This window comes from Pseudomonas sp. SDO5532_S415 (assembly GCF_054071155.1).
Genome location: NZ_JBSVWS010000077.1, coordinates 1 through 26798, shown reverse-complemented (window position 1 = coordinate 26798; position 26798 = coordinate 1). Strand labels below are relative to the sequence as shown.

At 60.3% G+C, this 26798-nt stretch carries 23 protein-coding genes and 1 pseudogene; 10 read left to right on the top strand and 14 right to left on the bottom strand.

The annotated features are described in order from the left end of the window. Nucleotides 1-137: 137 nt before the first annotated feature. On the bottom strand, nucleotides 138-1589 hold the full coding sequence (gene pyk / locus ACW9HW_RS17535) for a pyruvate kinase (RefSeq protein ID WP_095193138.1): 1452 nt from the start codon (nucleotides 1587-1589) through the stop codon (nucleotides 138-140). Between the two features lie 171 nt (nucleotides 1590-1760). Here pyk and ACW9HW_RS17530 point away from each other — a divergent pair, with 171 nt between their 5' ends. Together ACW9HW_RS17530 and ACW9HW_RS17525 are read left to right on the top strand one after the other, a co-directional pair. After that, entirely contained in the window at nucleotides 1761-2138 is a 378-nt protein-coding gene (locus ACW9HW_RS17530) for a tetratricopeptide repeat protein (protein WP_095193139.1), read from the top strand. A 242-nt stretch (nucleotides 2139-2380) separates the two neighbouring features. After that, entirely contained in the window at nucleotides 2381-2740 is a 360-nt protein-coding gene (locus ACW9HW_RS17525; RefSeq protein WP_095193140.1) for a PilZ domain-containing protein, read from the top strand. Nucleotides 2741-2878: 138 nt separating this feature from the next. Here ACW9HW_RS17525 and ACW9HW_RS17520 read toward each other — a convergent pair whose 3' ends face one another. From ACW9HW_RS17520 to ACW9HW_RS17495, 6 genes are all read right to left on the bottom strand, one after another. Beyond that, nucleotides 2879-4210, bottom strand: coding sequence for a DUF58 domain-containing protein (locus ACW9HW_RS17520; protein WP_457401021.1), 1332 nt, complete (start codon nucleotides 4208-4210; stop codon nucleotides 2879-2881). Between the two features lie 202 nt (nucleotides 4211-4412). Further along, nucleotides 4413-5414, bottom strand: coding sequence for an AAA family ATPase (locus ACW9HW_RS17515; protein ID WP_457401020.1), 1002 nt, complete (start codon nucleotides 5412-5414; stop codon nucleotides 4413-4415). After that, a complete protein-coding gene (locus ACW9HW_RS17510) occupies nucleotides 5411-6589 on the bottom strand; it encodes a DUF4350 domain-containing protein (RefSeq protein WP_457401018.1) in 1179 nt (392 codons plus the stop codon). The genes ACW9HW_RS17515 and ACW9HW_RS17510 overlap by 4 nt, the downstream gene beginning before the upstream one ends. Then, nucleotides 6586-8127 (bottom strand): DUF4129 domain-containing protein, encoded by a 1542-nt coding sequence (locus ACW9HW_RS17505; RefSeq protein WP_457401016.1) that lies wholly within the window; start codon nucleotides 8125-8127, stop codon nucleotides 6586-6588. Before ACW9HW_RS17505 ends, ACW9HW_RS17510 begins: the two co-directional genes overlap by 4 nt. After that, nucleotides 8114-9091, bottom strand: a complete 978-nt coding sequence (locus ACW9HW_RS17500) for a stage II sporulation protein M (RefSeq protein WP_457401015.1) — start codon at nucleotides 9089-9091, stop codon at nucleotides 8114-8116. The genes ACW9HW_RS17505 and ACW9HW_RS17500 overlap by 14 nt, the downstream gene beginning before the upstream one ends. Then, nucleotides 9088-9813, bottom strand: coding sequence for an RDD family protein (locus ACW9HW_RS17495; RefSeq protein WP_095193146.1), 726 nt, complete (start codon nucleotides 9811-9813; stop codon nucleotides 9088-9090). The genes ACW9HW_RS17500 and ACW9HW_RS17495 overlap by 4 nt, the downstream gene beginning before the upstream one ends. A gap of 185 nt (nucleotides 9814-9998) precedes the next feature. Between ACW9HW_RS17495 and sbcB the strand changes: the two genes are divergently transcribed. Further along, the gene (sbcB, locus tag ACW9HW_RS17490) at nucleotides 9999-11429 is read left to right on the top strand and encodes an exodeoxyribonuclease I (protein ID WP_095193147.1); all 1431 of its coding nucleotides are present in this window, start codon (nucleotides 9999-10001) and stop codon (nucleotides 11427-11429) included. A 100-nt stretch (nucleotides 11430-11529) separates the two neighbouring features. On the opposite strand, the gene mvaT is transcribed toward sbcB, so the two are convergent. Continuing rightward, a complete protein-coding gene (gene mvaT / locus ACW9HW_RS17485; RefSeq protein WP_007933316.1) occupies nucleotides 11530-11907 on the bottom strand; it encodes a histone-like nucleoid-structuring protein MvaT in 378 nt (125 codons plus the stop codon). 338 nt (nucleotides 11908-12245) lie between these two features. On the opposite strand from mvaT, the gene purU reads away from it, so the two are divergent. Further along, complete coding sequence (gene purU / locus ACW9HW_RS17480; protein ID WP_095193148.1) at nucleotides 12246-13094, top strand: formyltetrahydrofolate deformylase; 849 nt, start codon at nucleotides 12246-12248, stop codon at nucleotides 13092-13094. A gap of 100 nt (nucleotides 13095-13194) precedes the next feature. Next, the gene (locus tag ACW9HW_RS17475) at nucleotides 13195-13371 is read left to right on the top strand and encodes a hypothetical protein (RefSeq protein WP_457401014.1); all 177 of its coding nucleotides are present in this window, start codon (nucleotides 13195-13197) and stop codon (nucleotides 13369-13371) included. On the opposite strand, the gene ACW9HW_RS17470 is transcribed toward ACW9HW_RS17475, so the two are convergent. The 5 genes and pseudogenes from ACW9HW_RS17470 to ACW9HW_RS17450 form a co-directional block, all read right to left on the bottom strand. Beyond that, nucleotides 13358-14353 carry a lysylphosphatidylglycerol synthase transmembrane domain-containing protein gene (locus ACW9HW_RS17470; protein ID WP_095193150.1) on the bottom strand — a complete coding sequence of 332 codons (996 nt, stop codon included), beginning with the start codon at nucleotides 14351-14353 and terminating at the stop codon, nucleotides 13358-13360. The two genes, ACW9HW_RS17475 and ACW9HW_RS17470, sit on opposite strands and share 14 nt — an antisense overlap. Continuing rightward, nucleotides 14350-15126, bottom strand: coding sequence for a DUF2334 domain-containing protein (locus tag ACW9HW_RS17465; RefSeq protein WP_095193151.1), 777 nt, complete (start codon nucleotides 15124-15126; stop codon nucleotides 14350-14352). The genes ACW9HW_RS17470 and ACW9HW_RS17465 overlap by 4 nt, the downstream gene beginning before the upstream one ends. Continuing rightward, nucleotides 15119-16240, bottom strand: a complete 1122-nt coding sequence (locus tag ACW9HW_RS17460) for a glycosyltransferase family 4 protein (RefSeq protein WP_170948632.1) — start codon at nucleotides 16238-16240, stop codon at nucleotides 15119-15121. The genes ACW9HW_RS17465 and ACW9HW_RS17460 overlap by 8 nt, the downstream gene beginning before the upstream one ends. A gap of 218 nt (nucleotides 16241-16458) precedes the next feature. Continuing rightward, nucleotides 16459-17223: a methyl-accepting chemotaxis protein gene (locus ACW9HW_RS17455; protein WP_457401023.1), complete on the bottom strand. Its 765-nt coding sequence runs from the start codon at nucleotides 17221-17223 to the stop codon at nucleotides 16459-16461. 93 nt (nucleotides 17224-17316) lie between these two features. Continuing rightward, a pseudogene (locus tag ACW9HW_RS17450) lies at nucleotides 17317-18291 on the bottom strand (HAMP domain-containing protein); the annotation flags it as partial. A 246-nt stretch (nucleotides 18292-18537) separates the two neighbouring features. On the opposite strand from ACW9HW_RS17450, the gene ACW9HW_RS17445 reads away from it, so the two are divergent. After that, nucleotides 18538-20025: a helicase HerA-like domain-containing protein gene (locus ACW9HW_RS17445; RefSeq protein ID WP_457401013.1), complete on the top strand. Its 1488-nt coding sequence runs from the start codon at nucleotides 18538-18540 to the stop codon at nucleotides 20023-20025. 120 nt (nucleotides 20026-20145) lie between these two features. Here the strand turns inward: ACW9HW_RS17445 and ACW9HW_RS17440 are convergent, their stop codons facing one another. After that, nucleotides 20146-20601: a DUF721 domain-containing protein gene (locus ACW9HW_RS17440; protein WP_095193154.1), complete on the bottom strand. Its 456-nt coding sequence runs from the start codon at nucleotides 20599-20601 to the stop codon at nucleotides 20146-20148. A gap of 307 nt (nucleotides 20602-20908) precedes the next feature. Here ACW9HW_RS17440 and secA point away from each other — a divergent pair, with 307 nt between their 5' ends. The 4 genes from secA (at nucleotide 20909) to ACW9HW_RS17420 (ending at nucleotide 26729) form a co-directional block, all read left to right on the top strand. Beyond that, on the top strand, nucleotides 20909-23644 hold the full coding sequence (gene secA / locus ACW9HW_RS17435) for a preprotein translocase subunit SecA (RefSeq protein ID WP_137803939.1): 2736 nt from the start codon (nucleotides 20909-20911) through the stop codon (nucleotides 23642-23644). Between the two features lie 130 nt (nucleotides 23645-23774). Next, on the top strand, nucleotides 23775-24992 hold the full coding sequence (gene argJ, locus ACW9HW_RS17430) for a bifunctional glutamate N-acetyltransferase/amino-acid acetyltransferase ArgJ (RefSeq protein WP_457401011.1): 1218 nt from the start codon (nucleotides 23775-23777) through the stop codon (nucleotides 24990-24992). A 163-nt stretch (nucleotides 24993-25155) separates the two neighbouring features. Further along, the gene (locus tag ACW9HW_RS17425; RefSeq protein ID WP_457401009.1) at nucleotides 25156-25788 is read left to right on the top strand and encodes a glutathione S-transferase family protein; all 633 of its coding nucleotides are present in this window, start codon (nucleotides 25156-25158) and stop codon (nucleotides 25786-25788) included. Further along, a complete protein-coding gene (locus tag ACW9HW_RS17420) occupies nucleotides 25785-26729 on the top strand; it encodes a Nudix family hydrolase (RefSeq protein WP_095193293.1) in 945 nt (314 codons plus the stop codon). Before ACW9HW_RS17425 ends, ACW9HW_RS17420 begins: the two co-directional genes overlap by 4 nt. Nucleotides 26730-26798: the final 69 nt, after the last annotated feature.

The window sequence follows — 26798 nt, the reverse complement described above, 5'->3', positions numbered from 1 at the left end:
GTACGGCGTACACCGATCTAATGGGGGAGCGAGCCTGCTCGCGAAGGCGTCAGGCCTGGCAATACATCTTCAGGACCAGAAACCAAAAAGCCCCGCCATTCACATGGCAGGGCTTTTGTCTTTCAGCAACCGGTCACTCAGACCATCGGGTCGCCAACGTGCAGGATTTTCATGCCGTTGGTGCCGCCGGTGGTGTGGTAGCTGTCGCCCTTGGTCAGGATGACCCAGTCGCCTTTCTCCACCACGCCGCGCTTGACCAGCTCGTCGATGGCTTTCTGGCTGACTTCGTTAGGCGCCAGGGAGGCCGGGTCGAACGGAACGGTGTACACGCCACGGAACATCGCCGCGCGGGCCTGGGCTTCGCGGTGTGGAGTGAATGCGTAGATCGGCACCGAGGAGCGGATGCGCGACATGATCAGCGGGGTGTAGCCGCTTTCGGTCAACGCGATGATCGCCTTCACACCCGGGAAGTGGTTGGCCGTGTACATGGTGGCCAGGGCGATGCTCTCGTCGCAGCGCTGGAATTCCTTCCCGATACGGTGGCTGGAGGTCTTGCTGGTCGGGTGCTTTTCAGCGCCGACGCAGATACGCGCCATTGCTTGCACGGCTTCGAGCGGGTACAGACCGGCAGCACTTTCGGCCGAAAGCATCACGGCGTCGGTGTAGTCGAGCACGGCGTTGGCTACGTCGGACACTTCGGCGCGGGTCGGCATCGGGTTCTGGATCATCGACTCCATCATCTGGGTCGCGACGATTACAGCCTTGTTGTGGCGGCGTGCGTGCAGAATGATTTTCTTCTGGATGCCCACCAGTTCGGCGTCGCCGATTTCCACGCCCAGGTCACCACGGGCCACCATCACGGCGTCGGACGCGTTGATCAGGCCATCGAGGGTTTCGTCGTCGGCCACGGCTTCGGCGCGTTCGATCTTCGCCACCAGCCAGGCAGTACCGCCGGCTTCGTCGCGCAGTTTACGGGCGTATTCCATGTCGGCGGCGTCACGCGGGAAGGACACGGCGAGGTAGTCGACCTGCATTTCCGCGGCGAGCTTGATGTCGGCCTTGTCTTTCTCGGTCAGGGCCGGTGCGGTCAGGCCACCACCGCGACGGTTGATGCCTTTGTGGTCCGACAGCGGACCGCCGATGGTCACGGTGCAGTTCAGTTCGGTGGCGGTAGCGGTGTCGACGCGCATCACCACGCGACCGTCGTCGAGCAGCAGCTCGTCGCCCACGCCGCAGTCCTTGACCAGGTCCGGGTAGTCGATGCCGACCACTTGCTGGTTGCCTTCGGTCAGCGGATGGCTGGTGGAGAAGGTGAATTGATCACCGATCTTCAGCTCGATGCGCTTGTTGGCGAATTTGGCGATACGGATTTTCGGGCCTTGCAGGTCACCCAGCAGGGCGACGAAGCGGCCGTGCTTGGCGGCCAGGTCACGCACCAGCTGCGCGCGAGCCTTGTGCTCGTCGGGGGTGCCGTGGGAGAAGTTCAGGCGGGCCACGTCCAGGCCAGCCAGAATCAGCTGTTCGAGAACTTCCGGCGAGTTACTGGCCGGGCCAAGGGTAGCGACGATTTTGGTACGACGGACGGACATGCAAAGACTCCTGAGTTCAAGCGCTGAGTGAGGCTACTATGGTCCGAAGTTGTAGTCATTGTTCGTTTGCACTACTTATTGCTTTCTTTATTGAACGCGGCAACTTTGCGCCGGACAGCCTGAAGATTTCCGCCCATGGGTCGATACAGCGGTCAAGACAGGAGATCCCTCATGCGATTCATGCTCATTGCCGCCCTTGCCCTCATCAGTGTCACGGGCTGCACCCGTTTTTCGATGAACCATCATTTGAACCTTGCCTACAGCGCCTATGACCGGGGCAACTGCGAGCAGGTGATGCTCGAATTATCCAAGGTCGAGCGCGCCAGCCGGGCGCGGCCATATGTCTGGCCGGAAGTATCGATGATGCGCGGACAGTGCCTGGAACGGCAGAAAATGTTCATTGATGCCGCCCAGACGTATCAGTTCATCATCGCCTCGTATCCGCAAAGTGAATACGCCTACCGCGCCCGCGCCCGACTGGAGACCCTGCAGAGCCTGGGCCACTACCCGACCCGCAGTGCCGCAGCGGTGCGCCCGACGCAGTTCTGATGCTGGTTGTCATTCAACAGCTGGCCGACCGGCGGCAGTGAGCTATAGTCGAATAATCGGTTTAGAGCCTTGACTCTGAACCGAGGTAACACCTGTGATCGGCAGGAGTAAGCGGCAGCGATTGACGGACTGTCGCACCAGGATCGGGGAGAGCGGGCCGCTTATGCCTGGGTAGCTACCGGCAGGCCTGTTCCGAAGCATTAGTGCGGCCCTGCTTAAGGGCCTTGCGTAGCGAATTCAGCATGTTCACTGACCGCCGGATCGAGCGGCATCAACTGCCGTATTTTCTGAAAGTGTTCAATAGCAACACCGACAAACCCATCGGCTATCTGGGCAATGTCTCCGATGACGGGCTGATGCTTATCAGTCAGTTGCCGATGATGATCGGCGCGGACTTCGACTTGCGCCTGAAGATTCCCGCCAGTGATGGCTGCCAACAGGTCATCGACCTGCGGGCATGCTGTTTGTGGTGCCACGAAGACGCAACCCCTCACCACTATGACGCCGGGTTCAGCCTGCAACGGGCACCGCCGGAGTATGGGCAACTGGTGGAGGCGTTGAAGCAATACTTCAGTTTTCAAACGTTGCCGGCATCGGCATGAAGCTTTAGACGCTTCGTCGGAACGCCGCCCGGAGCCGGCTCGCCCCCACAATTGATCTGCGTGATTCACAAGATCCCCTGTGGGAGCGAGCCTGCTCGCGAAGGCGTCATCGCAGACGATGAGAATCCGAAAGGCAAATCAAACACTGCCGCTACGCTTCCAGCTCAAGTACCGCGTCACCAGTTGCGTACCCAGTTCCCCGGGTCGCGTATCCAGCACCGGAACCCCATGCGCACTTAACCGCTCATGAAGTTCTGCCCGTGCATTCAAGTAACCTACCGTACCGCAATAGGCCAGAGCCTCGGACAAGGTCTGCACCGGCGTTTCACGCAGGTGGTCGAGCACGTCTTCACGCAAACTGGCGACCAGCACCACATGCTGCGTACTCAAGCGTTTGACCGCCGTGAGCAGTTCTTCGTCGTCCTCATCCCGCAGGTTGGTCATCAGTACCACCAGCGCCCGGCGTTTTTGTCGGGCGAGCAGTTGGGTGGTGGCGGCTTGATAGTCGGCGCTGCGCTGGCTGCTGTTCAGGTCGTAGACCGTGTTGAGCAGGACATTGAGTTGCCCGCTGCCTTTGATCGGGGCGAGGTAGCGCGGTTGTTCGCTGGCGAACGTACTCAACCCCACCGCATCGCCCTGGCGCAGCGCCACGTAGCTCAGCAGCAGGCAGGCATTGAGCGCGTGATCGAAATGCGCCAGCTCACCGTCCTGGCTGCGCATGCGGCGACCGCAGTCGAGCATGAAGATGATCTGCTGGTCGCGCTCGTCCTGATATTCCCGGGCAATCGGTGTGCGTTGGCGGGCAGTGGCTTTCCAGTCGATTTGCCGCAGGCTGTCGCCCTCGCGGAACTCGCGCAGTTGATGAAACTCCAGCCCCTGACCGCGGCGTTGGCGCTGGCGTACGCCGAGCTGGCTGAGCCAGTTGTCCACTGCCAGTAGTTGACCGCCATAGAGGCGGGCGAAGTCGGGATAGACACGGGTGTTGTCAGTCAGGCTCAGCACACGCTTGTCGGTCCAGAGACCCAATGGGCCTGGCAGGTGGACTTCGCAGTGTTCGAAACTGAAGTGACCGCGTTTGAGCGGGCGCAGGCGATAACTGTTCAGGCTGCGCTGGCCGGGCTGCAATGACACCGATAGAGGCAGGTTTTCAAAGCTCAGGCCGTCCGGCACATGGTCGAAGAGTTGCAGCTCCAGTGGTTGAGCAAAATCATGCTCGAGCTCCAGCCGGACTTCACCCCAGCGCCCCAATGCCAGACTGCCGGGCATGTGCCGTTGCAGGCGGGGGGAGGGCATGCGTTTGAGGCGCACGGCATCCAGTAGCGCCAGGGCCAGCAGGGCTAAAAGCAAACCCCAGTTGATTCGCGACAAGTATGAAGGCAGCGCAAATTCCAGCGCCTGCAAGGCGCCCAGCACGATGCCGATGGCCAGCAGCACGCAGAGCCAGAGTAGCAGCAGGCGGGTGGGCTTCATCGGCGCACACTTTGTTTGGTAGAAACGCTTTTTGTGGCGAGGGAGCTTGTCGAATCGTCGCACCGTCCCGCTCGGCTGCGAAGCAGTCGTAACACAGGCGCATGCGGTTGGTCTGACATAGTGCGTCGTCTGGTTTTGGGGCTGCTTCGCACCCCAGCGGGAGCAAGCTCCCTCGCCACAAAGGGCCGCAGCGTGATTAGAGTCACAGCCGCGGCGCCGGCACTTGATCGAGCAGTTGCCCCAGCACGTGATCGACCTCAAGTCCCTCGATGTCCAGCTCCGGCGCGATACGCACACGATGACGCAGCACGGCCAGCGCGCACCCCTTTATGTCATCCGGAATCACGAACCCGCCACCACGCAACAAGGCCCGAGCCCTCGCGCAACGCACCAGCGCAATCGAGGCCCGAGGGCCGGCACCCAGGGTCAGCCCGGGCCAGCTGCGGGTGGTGCGGGCCAGGCGCACGGCATAATCGAGCACCTGATCATCCAGCGGCAGGTCACCGGCAATGCGCTGCAAGGCCAGCACATCCTTGGCCTGCAAAACCGTGCGCAATGGCTGCACGTCGAGCATGTCGGCGCGGGTCGAGCGACTGACCTGGCGCACCATGCTCAATTCCTGCTCGGCGTCGGGGTAATCCATGCGCACCTTGAGCATGAAGCGATCCAGCTCGGCTTCCGGAAGCGGGTAAGTGCCTTCCTGTTCGATGGGGTTTTGCGTGGCCAGCACCATGAACGGTTGCGGGATGGGCAGGGCGCGGCCTTCAAGGGTAACCTGGCGCTCCTGCATGGCTTCGAGCAGTGCAGCCTGGGTTTTCGCCGGGGCGCGGTTGATCTCGTCGGCCAGCAACAGGTGGGTGAACAGCGGACCTTTGCGCAGTTTGAATTGCTCGGTCTGCAAGTCGTACACCGCATGGCCGGTGACATCGCTGGGCATCAAATCCGGAGTGAACTGAATGCGCGCGAACTCACCACCGAAGCATCGCGCCAGCGCCCGTACCAGCAAGGTCTTGCCCAGCCCGGGTACACCTTCGAGCAACACGTGGCCGCCGGCAATCAAGGCTGTGAGTACGTCATCGATCACACTGTCCTGGCCGATTACGGCCTTTTGCAGTTCGCCACGTATGGCTCGTGCCAACTGGCTGGCGCGTTGACGTTGTTGAGCGGCATGACTGGGGGCATCGGGCTCGATCGATTCACTCATAAGGCGTTCCTCAAGGTTTGCAGTTGGGCGACCTGACGGCTGAATTCAACGCTGGTAAACCGCTGTTTCGGGCGTGGACCCATGGCCTGGCTGATAGCGAGTGTGGGTTGGCCGGTCAGGCGTGCAAGCACCAGCCATTGTTCGGTGACACCGAGTTGGTCATAACCGGGGTGACGCCGCCGGACGCGGCGCAGAATGTCTTGCTGCAACCCTTGCAGCAGTTTGTGCTGACCGTTGCGACGCCACATGAAGTCGGCACTGGCACGCAGGTGCTCCTGCAGTTGCCGACGCGCTTTCGAAACGGGTGACTGTATCGGTCCCTGACGCACACCGACATGCCAGACACCCAGGCCGATCAGGGCAATCAAGGCGACCAGCGCCTGGGGGAAATAACGCAGCAACAACGTCCACAGACTGTCGTGTTCGGTGTCGTACAGCAGGGTCACGCGGGTGTCCGCGGTCAGATACCAGAGCAACCAGGCGTTGTCGTACTGCTCGATGGCCGGGGTTTTCCACAGGTCGGCGTCGGTCACCACGATGATTGAACCGAGCCCATGGCTGAGTTGCATCATGTGCGTGGCCTTGCCGCTGTTGGCCCAGGCCTGGGCGAGATTTTTCGGGTCTTCGAGATGGAACGCGGTGTCAAAGGTCGCATAGGCCGGCGCGTCCTCGTTTTCCAGATACAGTTTGGTCAGTTTCGGGTAGGGGTCATCGCCGCTGCCGTTTTGATTGTCGGGTGGCGGGTCCTTGAGGTCTTTGCTCAAGGATTGGCGCAGTTGCACCCGGTCGAGCAACCGGTCGTTACTCTGCCCGGTCTTTTCATCCCACAACGACTGGGCGACGAACAACAGTCGTCCACCGGCCCTGGCCCAGTTCATCACTTGATCTATTTGCCGGGGCGTCATGTTGTAGCGGTCCCCCAGCAACAACAGGCTGTGCTGATGCGGTTCCAGGCTGGGCAGGATGTCGAGACTGTTGGCGTGGCTGACGGTCAGGCCCTGTTTGCGCAGGAAATGTTCAGCGGCCAGGTAGGGGTTGGCCTGGGCTTCCGGCGAGGGGCCATGGTCGATTTCAGCCGGGTAGGGCGTGGCCTTGAGATACAGCCAGGCACTGAGTGCCGCCAGCAGCACGGCAATCAAGGCGCTGAGGATCAACGGCCAGGCGCGCCGGCTCAACGGCCTGCTCCCGGGCCGAACAAGGCACGCCAGCCATCACACAGTTCCCGCTGTGAATGCGTGGGGGGCAGGCGATGCCCGTAGGCCATGTTCTGCCAGTGTCGGGTCAGGTTCTGGCTGAACGCCAGCAAGGCCGGTTGTTGCAATTGCTCGACGCGCTCCAGCACCTGGCCTTCGGTGTCGGCGGCTTTCAGCGCGATGCCGAAGTCGTGCAGCAAATGGCTGAGCAAGGCGCGATAGAGCAATCCGAGCGCTTCCCGAGGGTGGCTTTGCCAGAGACTTTCGGCACTGGCGGCGATATCGGCGGGCAAGGTTTCGCGGTCAAGGTCCAGGCCGAACGCCTGCTGCGGCATTGGTCGCGCGATTTTTTTGCCACGGTTTGGGCGACGACTGACGAAAGCCTGTAACCAGTCGCGGTAACGCCAGATCAACAGGCCGACGGCGGCGATCACGGTCCCCCACAGCAAAGCCTCGATCAGCGTGGCCACGGCACCGAAGCGCTGGCTGTCAAACAGCTCGAACAGCGACTTGAGCCATTGCGGGATTTTGTGGTCGTCCGGGGTCTCGGTAGCGGTGTTGTCATCGCCGAATCGGTAGCGCGTGATCGTTTCCTTGTTCTTGAACGGGGGCTGATCGAGGATCACCTTGATGCTGTCCCGGGACGCCTGGCTGGTCAGTGGCTGTTCCAGCAGGCGCGGGCTGTCGGGTGTCACGATTGGTGCAGCCCAGACGCTTTGCCCGGTGGGCATCAGCAAAATCACCGCCAGCAGCAATGCGACAGCTGAGTGGCTCAAGCGTTGGCGCAACCGCCGGAACACCAGTTCGATGTCCCAGGCTTCCAGCACGGTGCGCCGGTTCAGATAAAGGCTGAAGCCGCAGGCCACGTAGATCGGTTCCCAAATTACCAGCACCAGGACGTAAAACGCGTTGGTCAAGTGCTCCAGCCAGCGCCAGTCCTGCGTGGCGGCGGTTATCAGCGACTGCCAGCTCCAATCGAGGGCTACGTGTTGCGGCAGGAGCAAATAGAACAGCAGCATCAGACCGATCCACAGCGCGGTTTCCAGGTGCACGCCAATCAACGTCAGCCATCGCGCCGCGCTGGCGTCGCGTTGCAACAACACCTGCAGACGCTGCTGTCGTGCCTCACCCGCCAGCCCTTCGAGCTGCACCACTGGCAGCAGAAAGCTGCGACTCAGGCTCAGCCGGCGCCAGGTCAGACTGGCCAGCAGTTGTGGCTTGAGCAGTCGTGGCCATTGATAAAGGGCCTGTTTCAGTGTGGGCGTTTCACCGAACAGGGACTTGGACAGGATGTACAGCGGCAGGCGTTCGAAGGCCGGTTTCAGCCACCAGAAAATGAACACGGCCAGGGAGGGAGACTCCCACAGCAGCCAGGTCAGCAGGGCAAAGGCCGGTAAGGTCACCATGGCCCAGCTGGTCATCAGCAGACGTCGGTGGCGCTGGCTCAACAGCACACCCAGGTCCATGGCTTCCCAGGTGGGGCGTGGGCGGATCACCACACTGGCATCACTCAGGCGCATGGCGGGTCCGTCCGGCAAACAGCAGATAAGCCGTGACCAGCAGCCAGAGCGCTGCTCCGACCAGGTACTTGGTCAGGGGCGTGGGTGCCGTCATCGACGACCAATAGGCTTCGATAAACGCCGCGATCAGCAGAAACAGCATGACCCCACAAATCAGCAGCACACTCTTGCGTGCCGCCAGAAGCAAGGCCTCGGCACGGGCCAGGCGGCCCGGTGCAATCAAGGCCCAGCCCAGTTGCAGGCCGGCGGCTCCGGCCAGGGCAATGGCGCTCAGTTCGAAGGCGCCATGGCCGATCACGAAAGACCAGAAGGTCTGTCCGTAGCCGATCTGCGTCAGATGCCCGGCCACCGCACCGATGATCAAGCCGTTGTAAAACAGGAAAAACGCGCTGCCCAGGCCAAACAGCAAACCGCTGGCGAAGGTCTGAAAGGCGATCCCGATGTTGTGCATGACGTAGTAGCTGAACATCACCCAGTCTTCGCTGGCCGCCCGTTCTGCCGAGCGCCCCAGGTGACCGGCCTCGGGGTCGTACATGCTCTGCATTTCGCTGACCTGCTCGGCCGGAATCAGGTTGTAGACCAGGTCTGGAAACAGATAAACCAGTAATGCGATGCCGATCAGGCTGCCGAAAAACATCAGGCTGGCGGCGAGCACGAAACGCCACTGTTCGCGTACCAGACGGGGGAAGTCCGCGAGGATGAACGCCAGCACATTGGCGCCCAGTCGGCTGCGATGCCGATACAGCTGTTGATGCCCACGCAGGACTTGTTGCTGCAATGAGTCGATGAGAAAACTGCTGTAACCACGTTCCCGAGCCAGCACCAGGTGTTGGCAGATGCGCCGATAATCGTCGGGAAAACTGTCGACCCCGGTGGCGTTCCTGTCCCGCTCCAGCCGTTCCAGCAGGCCGTCGAATTGCTCCCATTCGGCCATGTGCCGATGTTCAAAAAGACTTTGCTTCATGTCGGCCCCAACAGGCCACGGGCGATGCCGTTCAGTTCGGCAACGGCCTGTGGCGCTGGTACCTGCAACGGCTTGGCAAGGATCGATGCCAGTTCATTGACCCTGGCATCGGACAGTTCCGCCTGGCGTTCGGCGAAACCGAGGATGGCCCGTTGTTCGATCAATGTCAGGGTAAAAGCCGGGCGACGCGGCTGGGCGGGCGGAAGTTGCGGTCGGGTGAGCGGTTGTTCACGGTAGATCACCAGCGTACCGGCGGCGATATCGCCCAGTCGCTTGAAGCTGGGATGTTGCAGGCAACTGATCGCCCCAAGGAAGTAACCGAATGGCAACAGGTCAACAAAGCGCAGCAGGTTGCGCAGCAGTGACGCGGACCAGCCGATGGGGGTGCCATCGTCCTGCACAACACGCAGGCCCATCCATTGCTTGCCCGGTGAGCGGCCCTGATTGAGGACTTCGAACAGCACCATGTACCACCAGCTCACGCCGAAAATCAGCAGCGAACCGAGTCCCGCGCCGAGTTTTCCCAGCATCGACAGGACAATGAACAACAGACCGAGGATCAAGCCGCGCAACACCAGATCGATGGAGAACGCCAGTGCACGAACCATCAACCCGGCCGGGCGCAGTGGCAGATCGATGCCTTCCGGCGTCTCGACCTGGTAACGCGTATCCAGTGGCGGGAACAGCGTCGCTTTCCTTGGCAGTGCCGCGGTCTCGAGCATGGGCAACCTGATGATGTGGCCTGATCGGGATTGTCTCGTCTCCCGATGCTAGCAGCCTCGCCGGGAGAAACGACATAACTATGTATTACACGGTAATAAGGCAGAGGTGATTGAATGACAAGATTGCTGGCCGGAGCGGGACGTGAACGCCTAGACTTCGCCGATCTACAGTTCAGGATTAGCCCGTGACCTCCATCTTCTGGTACGACTATGAAACGACGGGCATCAACCCCCGTTGCGATCGCCCCCTGCAAATGGCAGGGCTGCGTACTGACTTCGATCTCAATGAAATAGACGAACCGGTCAATCTCTATTGCCAGCCCAGTGACGATATCCTGCCGCACCCGGCGGCTTGTGCGATTACCGGCATTACGCCCGGCCGCTTGTCCGAACAAGGCCTGAGCGAAGCTGACTTCATGACCCGGGTGCATGCGCAACTGGCGGCCCCTGGTACTTGCGGAGCGGGGTACAACACCCTGCGTTTCGACGACGAGATGACCCGCTATAGCCTGTACCGCAACTTTTTCGACCCTTACGCGCGGGAATGGCAGGGCGGCAACAGTCGCTGGGATTTGATCGACGTGGTGCGTGCCGCGTATGCCTTGCGTCCAGACGGGATTGTTTGGCCGACGGACGACGAAGGGCGGGTGACGCTCAAGCTGGAGCGCCTGACTGCCGCCAACGGGATCGATCACGGTCATGCCCATGAAGCGCTGTCGGATGTTCGCGCCACCATCGCCCTGGCTCGTTTGATTCGGGATAAGCAGCCGAAACTGTATGAGTGGCTGTTTCAGTTGCGCAGCAAACAAAAGGTGCTGGATCAGATCCGCCTGCTGCAACCGATGGTGCATGTGTCCGGGCGGTTTTCCGCGGCGCGAAACTACGTCGGCGTAGTGCTGCCTTTGGCATGGCACCCGCGCAACAAGAATGCATTGATTGTCTGCGACCTGCACCTAGATCCACAGGGCTTGCTGGATCTGGATGCCGAATCCCTGCGCCAGCGCTTGTACACCCGCCGTGATGATCTGGCCGAAGGTGAGTTGCCGGTACCGCTCAAGCTCATTCACATCAATAAATGCCCGGTGGTGGCACCGTTGGCGGTACTTCGCCCGGAAGATCAGCAGCGCCTGGGGCTGGACATGGCGCTGTATCGGCAGCGTGCACTGCGGCTAAATGACGCGGCGAAAGTTTGGCAGGATAAAGTTGCAGGGGTTTATGCCCGCGAGGAGTTTTCCTTCAGCCAGGATCCTGAACAACAGTTATACGACGGTTTTATCGGTGACCGCGATCGACGGCTATGCGAACAAGTCCGTACGGTCGATCCGGCGCAATTAGCGCAGTCCCAGTGGCCTTTCGATGATGAACGTTTGCCTGAGTTATTGTTTCGATATCGCGCACGTAACTTTTCCGACACGTTGAGTTTCGAAGAGCAAGAGCGCTGGCGAATATTCTGTCAGAAACGTTTGTCAGACCCTGAGTGGGGGGCGCCCAATACCGTTGAAAGTTTCATAGAGGCCGCAGCCCAATTGGCGCTTACAGCGACATCGTTTCAGCAAGAGGTGCTCGATCAATGGCACGAGTATGTTCAGGACTTGCGCAAACGTTTGAATCTTTGAAATCGAAAACGCGCCGGGTAGAACTGCGGGCATAAAAAAACGCCAGCGTTATGCTGGCGTTATTTTTTGTCGCGTACTTATCTGCGACAGGCTCTGTGGCTTAGCCCAGCAGGGTAGCCCAGCCTTCAACCACGTCACCGCCCCACTTGGCTTTCCACTCTTTCAGAGTCTTGTGGTTGCCACCTTTGGTTTCGATGACTTCGCCGTTGTGCGGGTTTTTGTATTGTTTAACTTTGCGGGCACGCTTGGTACCGGTAGTTTTTACTGCGCCGCCGCGTGGTGCCTTGGTTTTGGATTCAGGATCCAGCAACGCGATGATGTCACGCAGGGACTTGGAGTATTCGCCCATCAGGGTGCGCAGTTTGCCTTCGAATTCCAGCTCGGTTTGCAGTTTGTCGTCTTGGGACAGATTCTTCAAACGGGCTTGCAGCTCTTTGATTGCTTCTTCGGTGGCGCGATATTCGTTGATCAAGGACATGATTACTACCTTATGTAGGACGCGGGATGGCAGGGGACAGTGCGGCAATAATAGTCAGGCTGTTTCATCAAGTAAACATTTAACCGGGGTTTATTTAATTTAATTACGGTGATTTCGGCCCGCATTGGATGCGCAGTTAAAAAGTTCGAAGCTGTCGCTACAGATGTTCACAATTGATTGCTGGTAGATGGCAAACAACACTGCCACCTCGCAGGCCTCGAGAGCTGACAAAGCACGGGTTGCTTGCCATCACGCAAGGCGCTGCCTGATCAATACTGCAGTTTTGCTGCGTAATCGCTAGAATGACGGCCTTTGCGAAGTTCTGGAGTTTCCCCCTCATGCGCACCTTTCGGTTGGTGATTTCTTGCCCGGACCGCGTCGGTATCGTTGCTAAAGTCAGTAACTTTCTGGCGTCACATAACGGCTGGATCACTGAAGCGAGCCATCACTCGGACAATCTCAGCGGCTGGTTCTTCATGCGTCACGAAATTCGTGCCGACTCGCTGCCATTCGGTATCGAAGCCTTGCGCGAAGCGTTTGCGCCGATTGCCGAAGAGTTCTCGATGGATTGGCGCATCACCGATACCGCGCAGAAAAAGCGCGTTGTGCTGATGGCCAGTCGCGAGTCCCACTGTCTGGCCGACTTGCTGCATCGCTGGCACAGCGATGAACTGGACTGCGAGATCGCCTGCGTGATTTCCAACCATGACGACCTGCGCAGCATGGTCGAATGGCACGGCATTCCGTACTACCACGTGCCGGTCAATCCGCAGGACAAGGAGCCGGCGTTCGCCGAAGTCTCGCGTCTGGTGAAACAGCACGATGCCGAAGTCGTGGTACTGGCCCGCTACATGCAGATCCTGCCGCCTGAACTGTGCAGCGAATATGCACATAAGGTCATCAACATTCACCACAGCTTCCTGCCGTCGTTCGTCGGTGCCAAGCCGTATCACCAGGCCTCCATGCGTGGAGTGAAATTGATCGGTGCGACCTGTCATTATGTGACCGAAGAGCTGGATGCCGGTCCGATCATCGAACAGGACGTGGTACGCGTCAGTCACAGCGACAGTATCGAAGACATGGTGCGTTTCGGTCGTGATGTCGAGAAGATGGTGCTGGCCCGTGGCCTGCGTTATCACCTGGAAGACCGGGTGCTGGTGCACGGCAACAAGACCGTGGTGTTCTGATCGCAGCACAATACGGTTGAAATTCGAAGGGCCTGGGCGTTCAATCGCTGCAGGCCCTTCGCCGTTTCTGCGCAGCCGTTTCTGAATAGGGGACATGACCATGGCCGATCCACTGGACAAAGCCACTTCCAAGGCGCCCGCCACGTTGGGCGAGGGCTGTTTGAGCCGGTATGATCCCGATGACATGAGTCCGGAAGATGGCACGGAATTTCCGGGAGCAGCCGAGTTGTGGGAACAGTTGCATCAAGAACCCGAAGATCCCCCTAAGCCTGCTTGAGCTTCATCAGCTTTTTGAGCAAGGGGCGTCCGAGCATCAAGAGAAACACCGGCCCGCCCACCAGCAGATAGAAATAATAGGTTACCGCCCGCCAGATCAGGATCGCTGCAGCCGCCGTGGATTTTCCCACCATGGGCGCCAACAGCGCCGCCGATGTCAATTCTGCCGCCCCGGCCCCACCCGGCAACAGGCTGAACTGCCCCGCACTCAGTGACAGCATCTGGATCAGAAAGCACCAGGCCCACTGCAAATCCGCACCAAGTCCACGCAGCGCCAGGTACAGCACGCTGTAGCGCAAAATCCAATGCAGGCAGGTCAAGGCAAACACCTTGATCAATGTCTGAAACGGCAACTTGAGGGTGTCGGTAAACGCCGCCAGAAACTGCAGGAGTTTTCGTGCCCAGCGCATGCGCGTGGTGGATTGGACGTTGAGACGAATGAGTAATCGGCCACTTAGCCGAATCAGCAAGCGGTGATAGCGGGCCACCACCACGCAACAGACCAGGCCACCGAACATCGAGATGGCGCTGACGATCAGCAGCCACTCCATGCGCTGGCTCAGGTGCTGGAACAACGCATAAATCAGGATCCCGCTCAAGGCGCAGAGGAAAAACAGCAGGTCGCTCAACTGGTCCATGGCGAACACGGCACTGCCCCTGGCCGGACGCACGCCATTACGCGCCAGCAACGCCATGATGGTCAGTGGCCCGCCGCTACCGCCGGGGGTGGCGCAATAGGCAAATTCGGCGGCCATAACCACGCCCAGGCTTTTGACCGGGCTTACCTTTTCACGCTGATCCCCCAGCAACAGGCGCAGGCGCAGGGTGTTGACCACCCAGCACAGCAGGATCATGCCGAACATCACCAGCAGCCAATTCAGAGGAAAGGTGTTCAGTCGCGACCATGTATCGCTGCCACCCAACAGCCAGGGAATCAGCACCGCGGCGAGCAGGGCAATCAGCAACAGAATCCCGCGGCTCATGCAGCGCGCCCCATGCGGTCATTTTGCAGTGCCAGCCAGCACGCCTTTGTCATAGGCACGCGACCCTCAGTGAGCAGACGCTTGAGGGTTTGCAACCAGTAGGTGCGAGAGAACTCATGTCGCATATCCACCGGGTGCAGGCCCAGGCGAATCACCGACGCTTGCCGCCAGCGTTGTTCGAGTTGATCGCTGACGAGCTTCGACAAACCCCGGCGCCACGCACTGCGTGCGCTCCAGACCAGTCCGGGTGCATCCACGGCTGTGAAGTCGGGCAGGCGATAGAGGTGCTGCGCATCGCTGGTATAGGTCAAGGGGAGTTGGCGCAAGGCCTGCCGCGTGCCTTCGCTCATCAGCCAGGCGGGAGCGACGAAACCCTGCAATGGCCACTGATATTGGTGGAACATTTCGATACCGGCGCGCAAACGGGCAAAAGCGGCCTCTCGGGACAGACCGTAAAACTCACCTTCGTGGGTATAGATCCGGCGCATGAACCAGTCCCGGGGATTGTTCGCCACCGGTCCGTCATCGCAATGGAAGTAGCCGTGCAGTGCCAGTTCATCGCCCTTGTCGATACGCGCCGATAGCTGGTTGCGAAACCCCGGATGGGCTTGCAGGTCGTTGTGCTTGTGGAAATCCGGTACCACCAGCCAGGTCATCGGTACATCGCCGAGCGTGTCGACGGCGTCGACAAAAGGCTGGTAATCGGCCCAGGTTTGCGGTGCCACATCGTGCAGCACCAGTAGCAGACTGGGCGCAGTCATGGGCTCAACCATTGGCCGCCCGCGGCCATTGGCTGCCGAGTACGGCGTAATAGTGACCGAGCAGGCTGTTGACCACCGAATCCCAGGCGTAATGCCGCTCGACATGGCGTCGCGCCTGCTGGCCGATGGCTGCGCTATCCCGGCTGAACAGTTCGCGCACGGCGTTGGCCATGGCCAAGGAATCGTTGGGGGTACACAACAGGCCACATTCTTCGGTGATGATTTCCTCAAAGGCGCCAGCCGCCACGGCCACTACCGGGATACCGCAGGCCATGGCTTCGAGGGTCACCAGGCCAAAGGTTTCCTGGTCGCCGGCATGTACGAGTGCATCGGCACTGGCCATCAGGCGGGCGACTTGCGCGGCCGGGCAGAATTCATCGATGACGGTGACATTGTCCGGCACGGCGGTCGGCATCGACGAGCCCACCAGCAGCAAGTGATAGCGTCGGCCCAGGCGCACCATGCAGTCGAGCAGCACCGGCAGGTTTTTTTCCTTGGACCCGCGCCCGGCGAAGATCAGCAGATGCGTATTTTCCTCCAGACCCAGTTCGGTCCGCAGGTCGGGATCGCGCGCGTCGGGATGAAACATTTGTAAATCGACGCCCAGGGGTTGCACGAATACATTCCTCACCCCCAGACCGGTCAGCTTGTCAGCCATGACCCGGCTCGGCGCCAGCACGCGGTCGAAGTTGCCGTAGAGTTTGCTGACATAAGCCTCGACGTTGGGAGTGACCCAGTTGCCCATGCGATTGCTGGCAAGCAGTGGCAGGTCCGAGTGATAAAAGCCAATCACCGGCACATCCAGTTGCCGCCGCGCATCCAGGGCCGCCCAGGCGGTGAGGTAAGGGTCGCCGACCTCGATCAGGTCAGGTTGCAGATCGTGGAGGACATTGCGCCAGGGCGCCAGACGAAGGGGGAAGCGATAGCCTTTGCCGAAGGGCAGAGCGGGAGCCGGAACGGTGTAGATGCCATCCTGTTCACCGAAGGATGGCCCGGGAATCAGCAAACTGTGGCGAATGCCCGACCTTGTGCACAGGCGATGATGTTTGGCATCCAGATAAGTACGCACGCCACCGCTGGCGGGGGCGTAGAACATGGTTATGTCCGCGATATGCACGATAAACATCCCTCCAGTCCGTTGATCTCCTTGGTTGACCTTACTGAAGAATAGATGTTCGGTTGGGGTTTTGTGGGTGGGGAGGCTGCGGGGTTTTTGCGGTGTATTTCAGGCCGCCTTCGCGAGCAGGCTCGCTCCCACAGGGGATCTCGGTCGTACACAAAATCTGTGTCCACTGTGATTCGCATGTGGGAGCGAGCCTGCTCGCGGAGGGGCCGGTTCAGGCACTAAATTCGGAAACTGCCCACCAACTGCTTCAACCGCGCCGCCTGCTGCTCAAGATCGGCACAGGCCCGCAGCGTCGACTGCAGGTTTTTCACGCCTTCCTGGTTCAACGTATTGATTTCGGTAATGTCGACATTGATCGACTCCACCACGGCCGTCTGTTCCTCGGTCGCCGTGGCTACCGACTGGTTCATGCCGTCGATTTCACCGATGCGCCGGGTCACGCTGCTCAGCCGCTCGCCGGCCTGATTGGCGATTTCCACGCTGTCCTGACTGTGGCGCTGGCTGTCGCTCATGGTGCTGACGGATTCGCGGGCGCCGACTTGCAGCTCTTCGATCATGGTCTGTACCTGTTGCGCCGATTCCTGGGTGCGGTGTGCCAGGTTACGCACTTCATCGGCCACCACCGCAAACCCGCGGCCGGCTTCACCCGCCCGCGCCGCTTCGATGGCGGCGTTAAGCGCCAGCAGGTTGGTTTGCTGGGAGATGCTGGTGATCACTTCGAGGATCTGCCCGATGTTCACGGTCTTGCTATTGAGCGACTCGATGTTGCTGCTGGAGGCGCTGAGCATGCTCGACAGCTGATTCATCGCGACAATGCTGCGATCCACCACTTGCTGGCCATCTTCGGCCAGGCTGCGGGCATCGCTGGCCTGATTCGAGGCTTGCGCCGCGTTGCGGGCGATTTCCTGGGCGGCGGCGCCGAGCTGGTTGATCGCCGCGGCGACGCTGCTGGTGCGCGAGGCCTGTTGGTCGGAGTTGAACATCGACGAGTTCGAAGCCGCCACCACCCGCAACGCCACTTCGTTGACCTGGCCGGTTGCCGAACTCACTTCACGGATCGAGCCGTGGATACGCTCGACGAAACGGTTGAACGCGGTGCCGAGGGTGCCGAACTCGTCATTGTTGACGATGGTCAGGCGTTTGGTCAGGTCGCCTTCACCGTCGGCAATGTTGGCCATGGCGCGGGTCATGACATGCAGCGGCTGGATCAGGATGCGGATCAGCATGCTCAACAGGGCAATGATGATCACAACGGAAATGACCGTCGCAACGACCGCCGAAGCGCGGAATTCGCTGAGCATCGAGAAGGCTTTTTCCTTGTCGATCGACAGGCCGATGTACCAGTTGACCGATGGCAGGCCCTTGATCGGCGTGAAAGTCACGATGCGGGTTTTGCCCTCGACCCCCACTTCACTGAAGTCGCGGCTGATACGCGGGGTGTTTTGCGGGTACGCCTCGCTCAGGGACTTCATCACCAGAGCTTTGTCCGGGTGGACCAGGATCTTGCCGTCGGCGTTGATCAGGAAGGCATAGCCCATGCCGTCGAAGTCACGTGCACTGAGGGTGTCGATCAGGGTTTGCAGGCTCAGGTCACCACCGACCACACCGACGCTTTGTCCGGATTTTTTCGAAGCGGTGGCCATGGAAATGATCGTTTGACCGGTCGCCGCATCGATATAGGGTTCGGTGAGGGTCGGGGCGCTAGTGTTTTCCGCCCCCTTGTACCAGGGGCGGACCCGTGGGTCGAAGCCGTCGGGCATCTTCGCATCCGGACGGATGGTGAAGTGCCCGGTGGCATCACCCAAGTAGGACGCCATGAAGGTCGATGTCAGCGTTTTCTGCTCAAGCAGCGCGGCAACATTGGCTTGTTCCGGATTGATGGCAATGTTCTGCGCGAGGTTTTCAATCAGCAGAATTCGGCCTGTCAGCCAGGTCTGGATATTGTTGGCGGTGACGTCGCCCATCTCGTTGAGATAGTTATCCAGGTCTTCGCGGATGGCATTGCGCTGTAAATAGTCGTTGTACAGGGTGAACGAGGCGAACGTGGCCATGACGATGAAGGCGGCGGCAAGCAGGATTTTATGGCTGAAGCGTAGATTTTTGTTCATGGCTTGGGGGTCCGCTAAGGTCTTAATGCCCATCGCGTGCTTTTATAAAGGAACGCAAAATGGGCAAGGTTGAAAGCAAGTGATATCTCCATCGCTCCTTAAGGGAAATCTCCGAACAGATTGTGTCTGTCTGCTTTGTTGTAATTCCTATCGGCCGTGCAGGACCAAAGATTAACCATAGGTGACCAAATGCCTGACTCATTGCAACTCGTTATCGGCGCCGATCTTTCGGGGCAGCCGATCGCCCAGGCCATGCGCCTGGCCAACCGTCACGGTTTGATCGCAGGTGCGACCGGGACCGGCAAGACCGTCACCCTGCAACGCATGGCCGAAGCCTTCAGCGATGCCGGCGTGGCGGTGTTCGCCGCCGATATCAAAGGTGACCTGTGCGGTTTGGGCGCCGCGGGCAACCCCCAGGGCAAGATCGCCGAGCGGATCGCCGGGATGCCCTGGCTGAACCACCAGCCGGCGGCCTATCCGGTGACGTTGTGGGACATACACGGTCAGTCCGGTCATCCGTTGCGCACGACCTTGAGCGAAATGGGGCCTTTGTTGCTGGGCAGCCTGCTGGAACTGACCGACAGCCAGCAGTCGGCGCTGTACGCCGCCTTCAAGGTCGCGGACCGCGAAGGCCTGTTGCTGCTGGACCTCAAGGACTTGAAGGCGCTGCTTACTCACCTCAAGGACAACCCGGAACTGTTGGGTGACGACGCGGCGCTGATGACCACCGGTTCCAGCCAGGCCCTGTTGCGACGTCTGGCGACCCTTGAGCAGCAAGGTGCCGAGGCGCTGTTCGGTGAACCGGCGTTGCAACTCGAAGATATTCTGCAACCGACGGCAGAGGGTCGCGGGCGCATTCATTTACTCGATGCCAGTCGTCTGGTGCATGAAGCTCCGAAGGTCTACGCGACTTTCCTGCTATGGCTGCTGGCCGAACTGTTCGAGCAGTTGCCGGAGCGTGGCGACGCGGACAAACCGCTGCTCGCGTTGTTTTTCGACGAAGCGCACCTGTTGTTCACCGGCACCCCCAAGGCTTTGCAGGATCGTCTGGAGCAGGTGGTGCGGCTGATCCGCTCGAAAGGGGTGGGCGTGTATTTCGTCACCCAATCGCCGGGCGATTTGCCGGATGACGTGCTGGCGCAACTGGGTCTGCGTATCCAGCATGGTTTGCGCGCGTTCACCGCCAAGGAGCAGAAATCCCTGCGGGCCGTGGCTGACGGCTTCCGGCCTAACCCGGCGTTCGATGCCTTGTCGGTGCTGACGGAACTTGGCATTGGCGAGGCGTTGGTCGGCACCTTGCAGGAGAAGGGCACGCCGGAGATGGTCCGGCGGGTGTTGGTGGCTCCGCCGCAGTCGCGGATCGGGCCATTGACCGAGACTGAACGCACCGTGTTGATCGCCGGTTCGCCGTTCAAGGGGCGTTATGACAAACCGATTGATCGTGAGTCGGCCTATGAAGTGCTGATGGGACGCAAGGGGCTGGCGCCGGAACCCGAAGCGGAGTCAGGCAAACCGGCGCCTCAAGAGCCGAGCTTCACCGAACAGGCCGGGGAGTTTCTCGGCACGGCGGCGGGGCAGGCGTTGAAATCAGCGATGCGCCAGGCGGCGAATCAATTGGGGCGACAGTTGGTGCGCGGGTTGATGGGGTCGTTGCTAGGTGGCAGCAAACGCCGCTAGCGAGCGGGCATGGTAAAAACTGTGGGAGCGAGCCTGCTCGCGAAGGCGGTCTGTCAGTCACCACATAGGTTGACTGATACATTGCTTTCGCGAGCAGGCTCGCTCCCACAGGGGGCTGTGTCAGGCCTTGGGCCTGGCATGCGCCGCCAAACGCTCCAGCGCGGCGCGCAGATTCGGATCGCTGATGCCATCGGCCGTTGCCTGAATCGTCGCCGCCGCATCGTTGGACAAATCCATGGTATGCCCGGCCGCACCGTGCTGCACGGTGGGCGGCTGCACCTTGAACAGGATTCGCGTGAGGCTGGCGAACTCGTCGAACATCTGCAGTTGCCGCTGCAGGCGCTTTTGCTGGTAGCGCAAGCGGGTGGCCCAATGGCCATCGGTGACAATCAGCAACAAACTGCCTTCGCGCCACGACGCCACATGGCAGTGTTCGCGAGCGGCGGGCTGCAGTTGGCTCTCCAGCAGACGTTGCAGATGGCCCAGGCGTTGGGCGTGGCCGAGTATGGCTTTGAGCGGCTTGGCTTCGCGAAGCAGGACGGCGGGTGCTCTGGCCGTAAGAGGGCGAAATGCCATGATCAGACACCTGAAGTAACAGAGCCGCCATGGTAGCAGAAAGCACTGGATGCACCCGACCCATTGCATTACGCGCGCTTTACCCATTAAATCAACGAGTAACTTCTGCGTTGTATGGCTTGAAGTTCAGCCATTTGCCCCTATTTTAAGTGAGCCCCGTCAAAGCGCTGTGCCAGCATCGTGGAATAACGCCACTTTCCTCACCATCGTTTCCGGGTAGAATGCTCGTTCGCATGCGGCCATGAGGGCTGCTCGGGCGACTCACGGGGCCGCCCTCCATCCCTTTAGTGTGGAAGATCCTGCCGATATGTTTGCGCCTTTGTTAAAGAAACTTTTTGGAAGCAAGAACGAGCGTGAAGTCAAGCGCATGCTCAAGACGGTGCAACTCGTCAATGCCTTCGAAGAGCAAATGGTGGCCCTTTCGGACGATCAATTGCGTGCCAAGACAGATGAGTTCAAGGCCCGCTTCGCCAAAGGGGAAACCCTCGACAAGCTGTTGCCGGAAGCTTTTGCGGTCGCTCGCGAAGCCGGTAAGCGCGTCATGGGGATGCGCCACTTCGATGTCCAGCTGATCGGTGGCATGACCTTGCATGAAGGCAAGATCGCCGAAATGCGCACCGGTGAAGGCAAGACCCTGGTGGCGACACTGGGCGTTTACCTCAACGCGTTGTCCGGCAAGGGCGTGCACGTTGTGACGGTGAACGACTACCTGGCCCGTCGTGACGCCAACTGGATGCGTCCGCTCTATGAATTCCTCGGCCTGACGGTCGGCGTGGTCACGCCGTTCCAGCCGCCGGAAGAGAAGCGCGCAGCCTACGCCGCCGATATCACCTACGGTACCAACAACGAATTCGGTTTCGATTACCTGCGCGACAACATGGCGTTCAGCCTGGAAGAAAAATTCCAGCGTGAACTCAATTTCGCCGTGATCGACGAAGTCGACTCCATCCTCATCGACGAAGCCCGTACCCCGCTGATCATTTCCGGTCAGGCCGAGGACAGCTCCAAGCTGTACATCGAGATCAACAAACTGATCCCGCAGCTGGAATTGCACGTCGAAGAAGTCGAAGGCGAAGTCACCAAGGCCGGCCACTACACCGTTGACGAGAAGTCCCGTCAGGTCGAACTCAACGAAGCCGGCCACCAGTTCGTCGAAGACTCGCTGACCCGTCTCGGCCTGCTCGCTGAAGGCGAGAGCCTGTACTCGGCGCACAACCTGGCCCTGCTGACTCACGTTTATGCCGGCCTGCGTGCGCACAAGCTGTTCCATCGCAACGTTGAATACATCGTGCAGGACGGTCAGGTCGTGCTGGTCGACGAGCACACCGGTCGTACCATGCCCGGTCGTCGTCTGTCCGAAGGCCTGCACCAGGCCATCGAAGCCAAGGAGCACCTGAACATCCAGGCCGAAAGCCAGACCCTGGCATCGACCACGTTCCAGAACTACTTCCGTCTGTACAACAAGCTGTCCGGCATGACCGGTACGGCCGACACCGAAGCGTTCGAGTTCCATCAGATCTATGGCCTGCAGGTCATCGTCATCCCGACGAACAAGCCGCTGGCCCGTAAAGACTACAACGACCTGGTGTTCCTGACCGCCGACGAGAAATACGCGGCGATCGTCAATGACATCAAGGAAAGCATGGCTGCCGGCCGTCCGGTGCTGGTGGGTACTGCAACTATCGAAACTTCCGAGCACATGTCCAGCCTGCTCGTGAAAGAAGGCATCGAACACAAGGTTCTGAACGCCAAGTTCCACGAAAAAGAAGCCGAGATCATCGCCCAGGCCGGTCGCCCGGGTGCGCTGACCATCGCCACCAACATGGCCGGTCGTGGTACCGACATCCTGTTGGGCGGCAACTGGGAAGTGGAAGTGGCCTCGCTGGAAAACCCGACCCCTGAGCAGATTGCCCAGATCAAGGCCGACTGGCAGAAACGTCACCAGCAAGTGCTGGAGTCGGGCGGTTTGCAGGTGATCGCTTCCGAGCGTCACGAATCGCGCCGTATCGACAACCAGCTGCGTGGTCGTGCCGGTCGTCAGGGTGACGCCGGTTCCAGCCGTTTCTACCTGTCGCTGGAAGACAGCCTGATGCGTATCTTTGCCTCTGATCGGGTGAAGAACTTCATGAAAGCCCTGGGCATGCAGCCTGGCGAAGCGATCGAGCACCGCATGGTGACCAACGCTATCGAAAAGGCTCAGCGCAAGGTTGAAGGCCGCAACTTCGACATTCGTAAGCAACTGCTCGAGTTCGACGACGTCAACAACGAACAGCGTAAAGTGATCTATCACATGCGTAACACGTTGCTGGCCGCCGACAACATCGGTGAAACCATCGCCGACTTCCGTCAGGACGTGCTCAACGCCACCGTCAGTGCCCACATTCCGCCGCAGTCGCTGCCTGAGCAGTGGGACGTGGCGGGTCTGGAAGCTGCGTTGCAAAGCGACTTCGGCGTGGCACTGCCGATCCAGAAATGGCTCGACGAAGACGATCACCTGTACGAAGAAACCCTGCGTGAGAAGCTGATGCAGGAACTCATGGCGGCGTACAACGAGAAAGAAGACCAGGCCGGCGCCGAAGCGCTGCGCACCTTCGAGAAGCAAATCGTTCTGCGTGTTCTGGACGATCTGTGGAAAGATCACCTGTCGACCATGGATCACCTGCGCCACGGCATCCACCTGCGTGGTTATGCCCAGAAAAACCCGAAGCAGGAATACAAGCGCGAGTCGTTCACGCTGTTCTCCGAGCTGCTGGATTCGATCAAGCGCGACTCGATCCGTGTGCTGTCGCACGTTCAGGTTCGCCGCGAAGACCCGATCGAAGAAGAAGCGCGCCTGCGTCAGGAAGCCGAAGCGCTGGCCGCGCGCATGCAGTTCCACCACGAAGAAGCGCCTGGCCTTGAGCATGTGGAGCCGATCGGGGAAGAGGTCGATGTGGCCCTTGCCGCTGCGCCGGTACGCAATGAGCAGAAGCTGGGCCGCAACGAGCTGTGCTACTGCGGTTCGGGCAAGAAGTTCAAGCATTGCCACGGGCAGATCCAGTAAAACCCGTTTCATACGCTGATATACCCGCGCCGCGACCGGCTCATGCCGTCGCGGCGTTTTGCCATTTAAACCACCGCCTTCTTGAAAAAAAGAGCATAGCGGTGCTGACATCATTGTAAGGAGCTCATTCATGGCTGTTGGTCTTGGTCCTTTGCCAACGTTGCACCCGGTTGCCGGTTTTGAACTCGGTATCGCCTCGGCCGGTATCAAGCGCCCGGGGCGCAAGGATGTCGTGGTCATGCGCTGTGCCGAAGGTTCCACAGTCGCTGGCGTGTTTACCCTGAACGCTTTTTGCGCCGCTCCGGTGATCCTGGCCAAGCAGCGTGTGCAGGGTCCGGTACGTTACCTGCTGACCAACACCGGCAATGCCAACGCCGGTACCGGTGAGCCAGGCCTGGCCGCGGCCGAACGCACCTGCGCCAAACTGGCTGAACTGACTGGCGTAGATGCCAGCCAGGTGCTGCCGTATTCCACCGGTGTGATCGGCGAGCCGCTGCCGGTCGAGAAAATCGAAGGCGCATTGCAAGCGGCCCTCGACGACCTGTCGGTCAACAACTGGGAAGCGGCCGCCACCGGAATCATGACCACCGACACGCTGCCCAAGGGCGCCAGCCGTCAGTTCCAGCACGACGGCGTGACCATTACCGTCACCGGTATCAGCAAAGGCGCGGGCATGATTCGCCCGAACATGGCGACCATGCTCGGCTACATCGCCACCGACGCCAAAGTCTCCCGCGATGTGCTGCAAAACCTGATGCTGGACGGCGCCAACAAGTCGTTCAACCGCATCACCATCGACGGCGATACTTCGACCAATGACTGCTGCATGCTGATCGCTACCGGTCAGGCTGCACTGCCGGAAATCACCCGCGCCGAGGGCGAGCTGTTCACCAAGCTTAAGCAAGCGGTGTTCGAAGTGTGCATGGACGTGGCCCAGGCCATCGTTCGCGATGGCGAAGGCGCGACCAAGTTCGTCACCGTTGAAGTCAACGGCGGCGGCAATCACCAGGAGTGCCTGGACGTCGGCTACACCGTGGCTCACTCGCCGTTGATCAAGACCGCACTGTTTGCTTCCGATCCGAACTGGGGCCGCATCCTGGCCGCTGTCGGCCGTGCCGGCGTACTGAACCTGGACGTGAGCAAGATCGACGTGTTCCTCGGCGAAGTGTGCATCGCCAGCCGTGGCGCCCGCGCCGCGACCTACACCGAAGCCCAGGGTGCGGCGGTGATGCAGCAGGAAGAAATCACCATCCGTATCGAGCTGGGTCGTGGCGATTGCAGCGAAACCATCTGGACCACCGACCTGTCCCACGAATACGTGAAAATCAACGCCGAGTACCGTACGTAAGACCGAGTCGACCCATTCGCGAGCAGGCTCGCTCCCACAGGAGATCTCAGTGAACACAGTAAATGTGCGCAGCAGGATCAAATGTGGGAGCGAGCCTGCTCGCGAAGACGGTCTGTCAGTCACGAACTAGACTGGCGTGTCCCCTCTTCTAAAGGTCCCGAACATGAGCCTCCACCTGATCATCGGCGACAAACTGCTTTCCTCCTGGTCCCTGCGTGGCGCCCTGGCTCTCGATCTGACCGGCGCTACCTACACCGAAGAACTGATCAAACTGAACCAGCCGGACACCCGCGAACGTCTGCTCAAGCACTCGCCGACCGGCAAGGTCCCGTTGTTGAAGACCGAACACGGCACCATCGCCGACTCCCTGGCGATTGCCGAGTACCTGGCCGAACAGTTCCCCGAAGCGGGCTTGTGGCCTGAAGACATTGCCGCCCGTGCCCAGGCGCGTTCTGCCTGCGCGCAGATGCACAGCGGCTTTTTCGCCATGCGCGGCAACATGCCATTCGACCTCAGCCATGACGCGCCGCTGTCGCCAAACCCGGCCGACGTCCAGGCCGATATCGAGCGTATGTCGGCGTTGTGGGCCGAATGCCGAGCCGCCGCCACCGAAACCGGTCCGTATCTGTTCGGACGTGCAACGCTGGCCGACGCGTTCTTCGCACCCATCGCCGTGCGCCTGCGCACCTACCGGGTCAAGCTGTCGGCAACCGACGAAGCTTATGTTGAAACCCTCTACCAATGGCCAGCCTTCAAGGCCTGGCAGAAGGCCGGACTGGAGGAGATTGCGCGGTGAAACGAGTACACGTAGCGGCTGCCGTTATCCGTGACGGCAGCGGCAAAATCCTCATTGCCCGTCGTGCCGACACTCAGCACCAGGGCGGCCTCTGGGAGTTTCCCGGTGGCAAGGTGGAGGCCGATGAGTCGGTCGAAACCGCACTGGCCCGTGAGCTGCACGAAGAGCTGGGCATCGTGGTCAGCGCGGCGCGCCCGCTGATCAAGGTCCGCCACGATTACCCGGACAAGCAGGTGTTGCTGGATGTCTGGGAAGTCTCGGCGTTTACCGGCGAGCCTCACGGCGCCGAAGGTCAGCCACTGGCCTGGGTCACAGCGCGTGAATTGTCGGGTTACGAGTTTCCCGAGGCCAACCGTCCAATCGTCGCCGCGGCTCGGTTGCCCGAACAGTACCTGATTACCCCGGAAGACCTGGAAACCCCGGCCTTGCTGCGGGGGATTCAGAAAGCAATCGCGGGCGGTATCAAGTTGATCCAGCTACGCGCACCGAATGGTTACGACCCCAAGTACCGCGATCTGGCGGTGGATGCGGTCGGGCTGTGCGCCGGCAAGGCGCAGCTGATGATCAAGGGACCGTTCGAGTGGCTGGGGGATTTTCCGTCCGCCGGCTGGCACATCACCTCGGCACAATTGCGCAAGTACGCGGCTGCTGGTCGGCCATTGCCCGCAGCGCGCTGGTTGGCCGCGTCCTGCCATAACGCCGAAGAATTGGCGCTGGCCGAAGAGATGGGCGTGGACTTCGTGACGTTGTCGCCGGTGCAGCCAACCCTGACGCATCCTGGCGCTCAGCCGCTGGGCTGGGAACAGGCCTCGACCTTGATCGAGGGCTTCAGCAAGCCGGTGTTTTTGCTGGGGGGCGTAGGCCCGGCAGAGGTTCAGAAAGCCTGGGCGGCGGGTGCCCAGGGTGTGGCAGGGATTCGGGCGTTTTGGCCTGAGGCCTGACGTTTCAGTGAGGCTACTGGCCTCTTCGCGAGCAGGCTCGCTCCCACAGTTGACCGGGTACACGGCTGA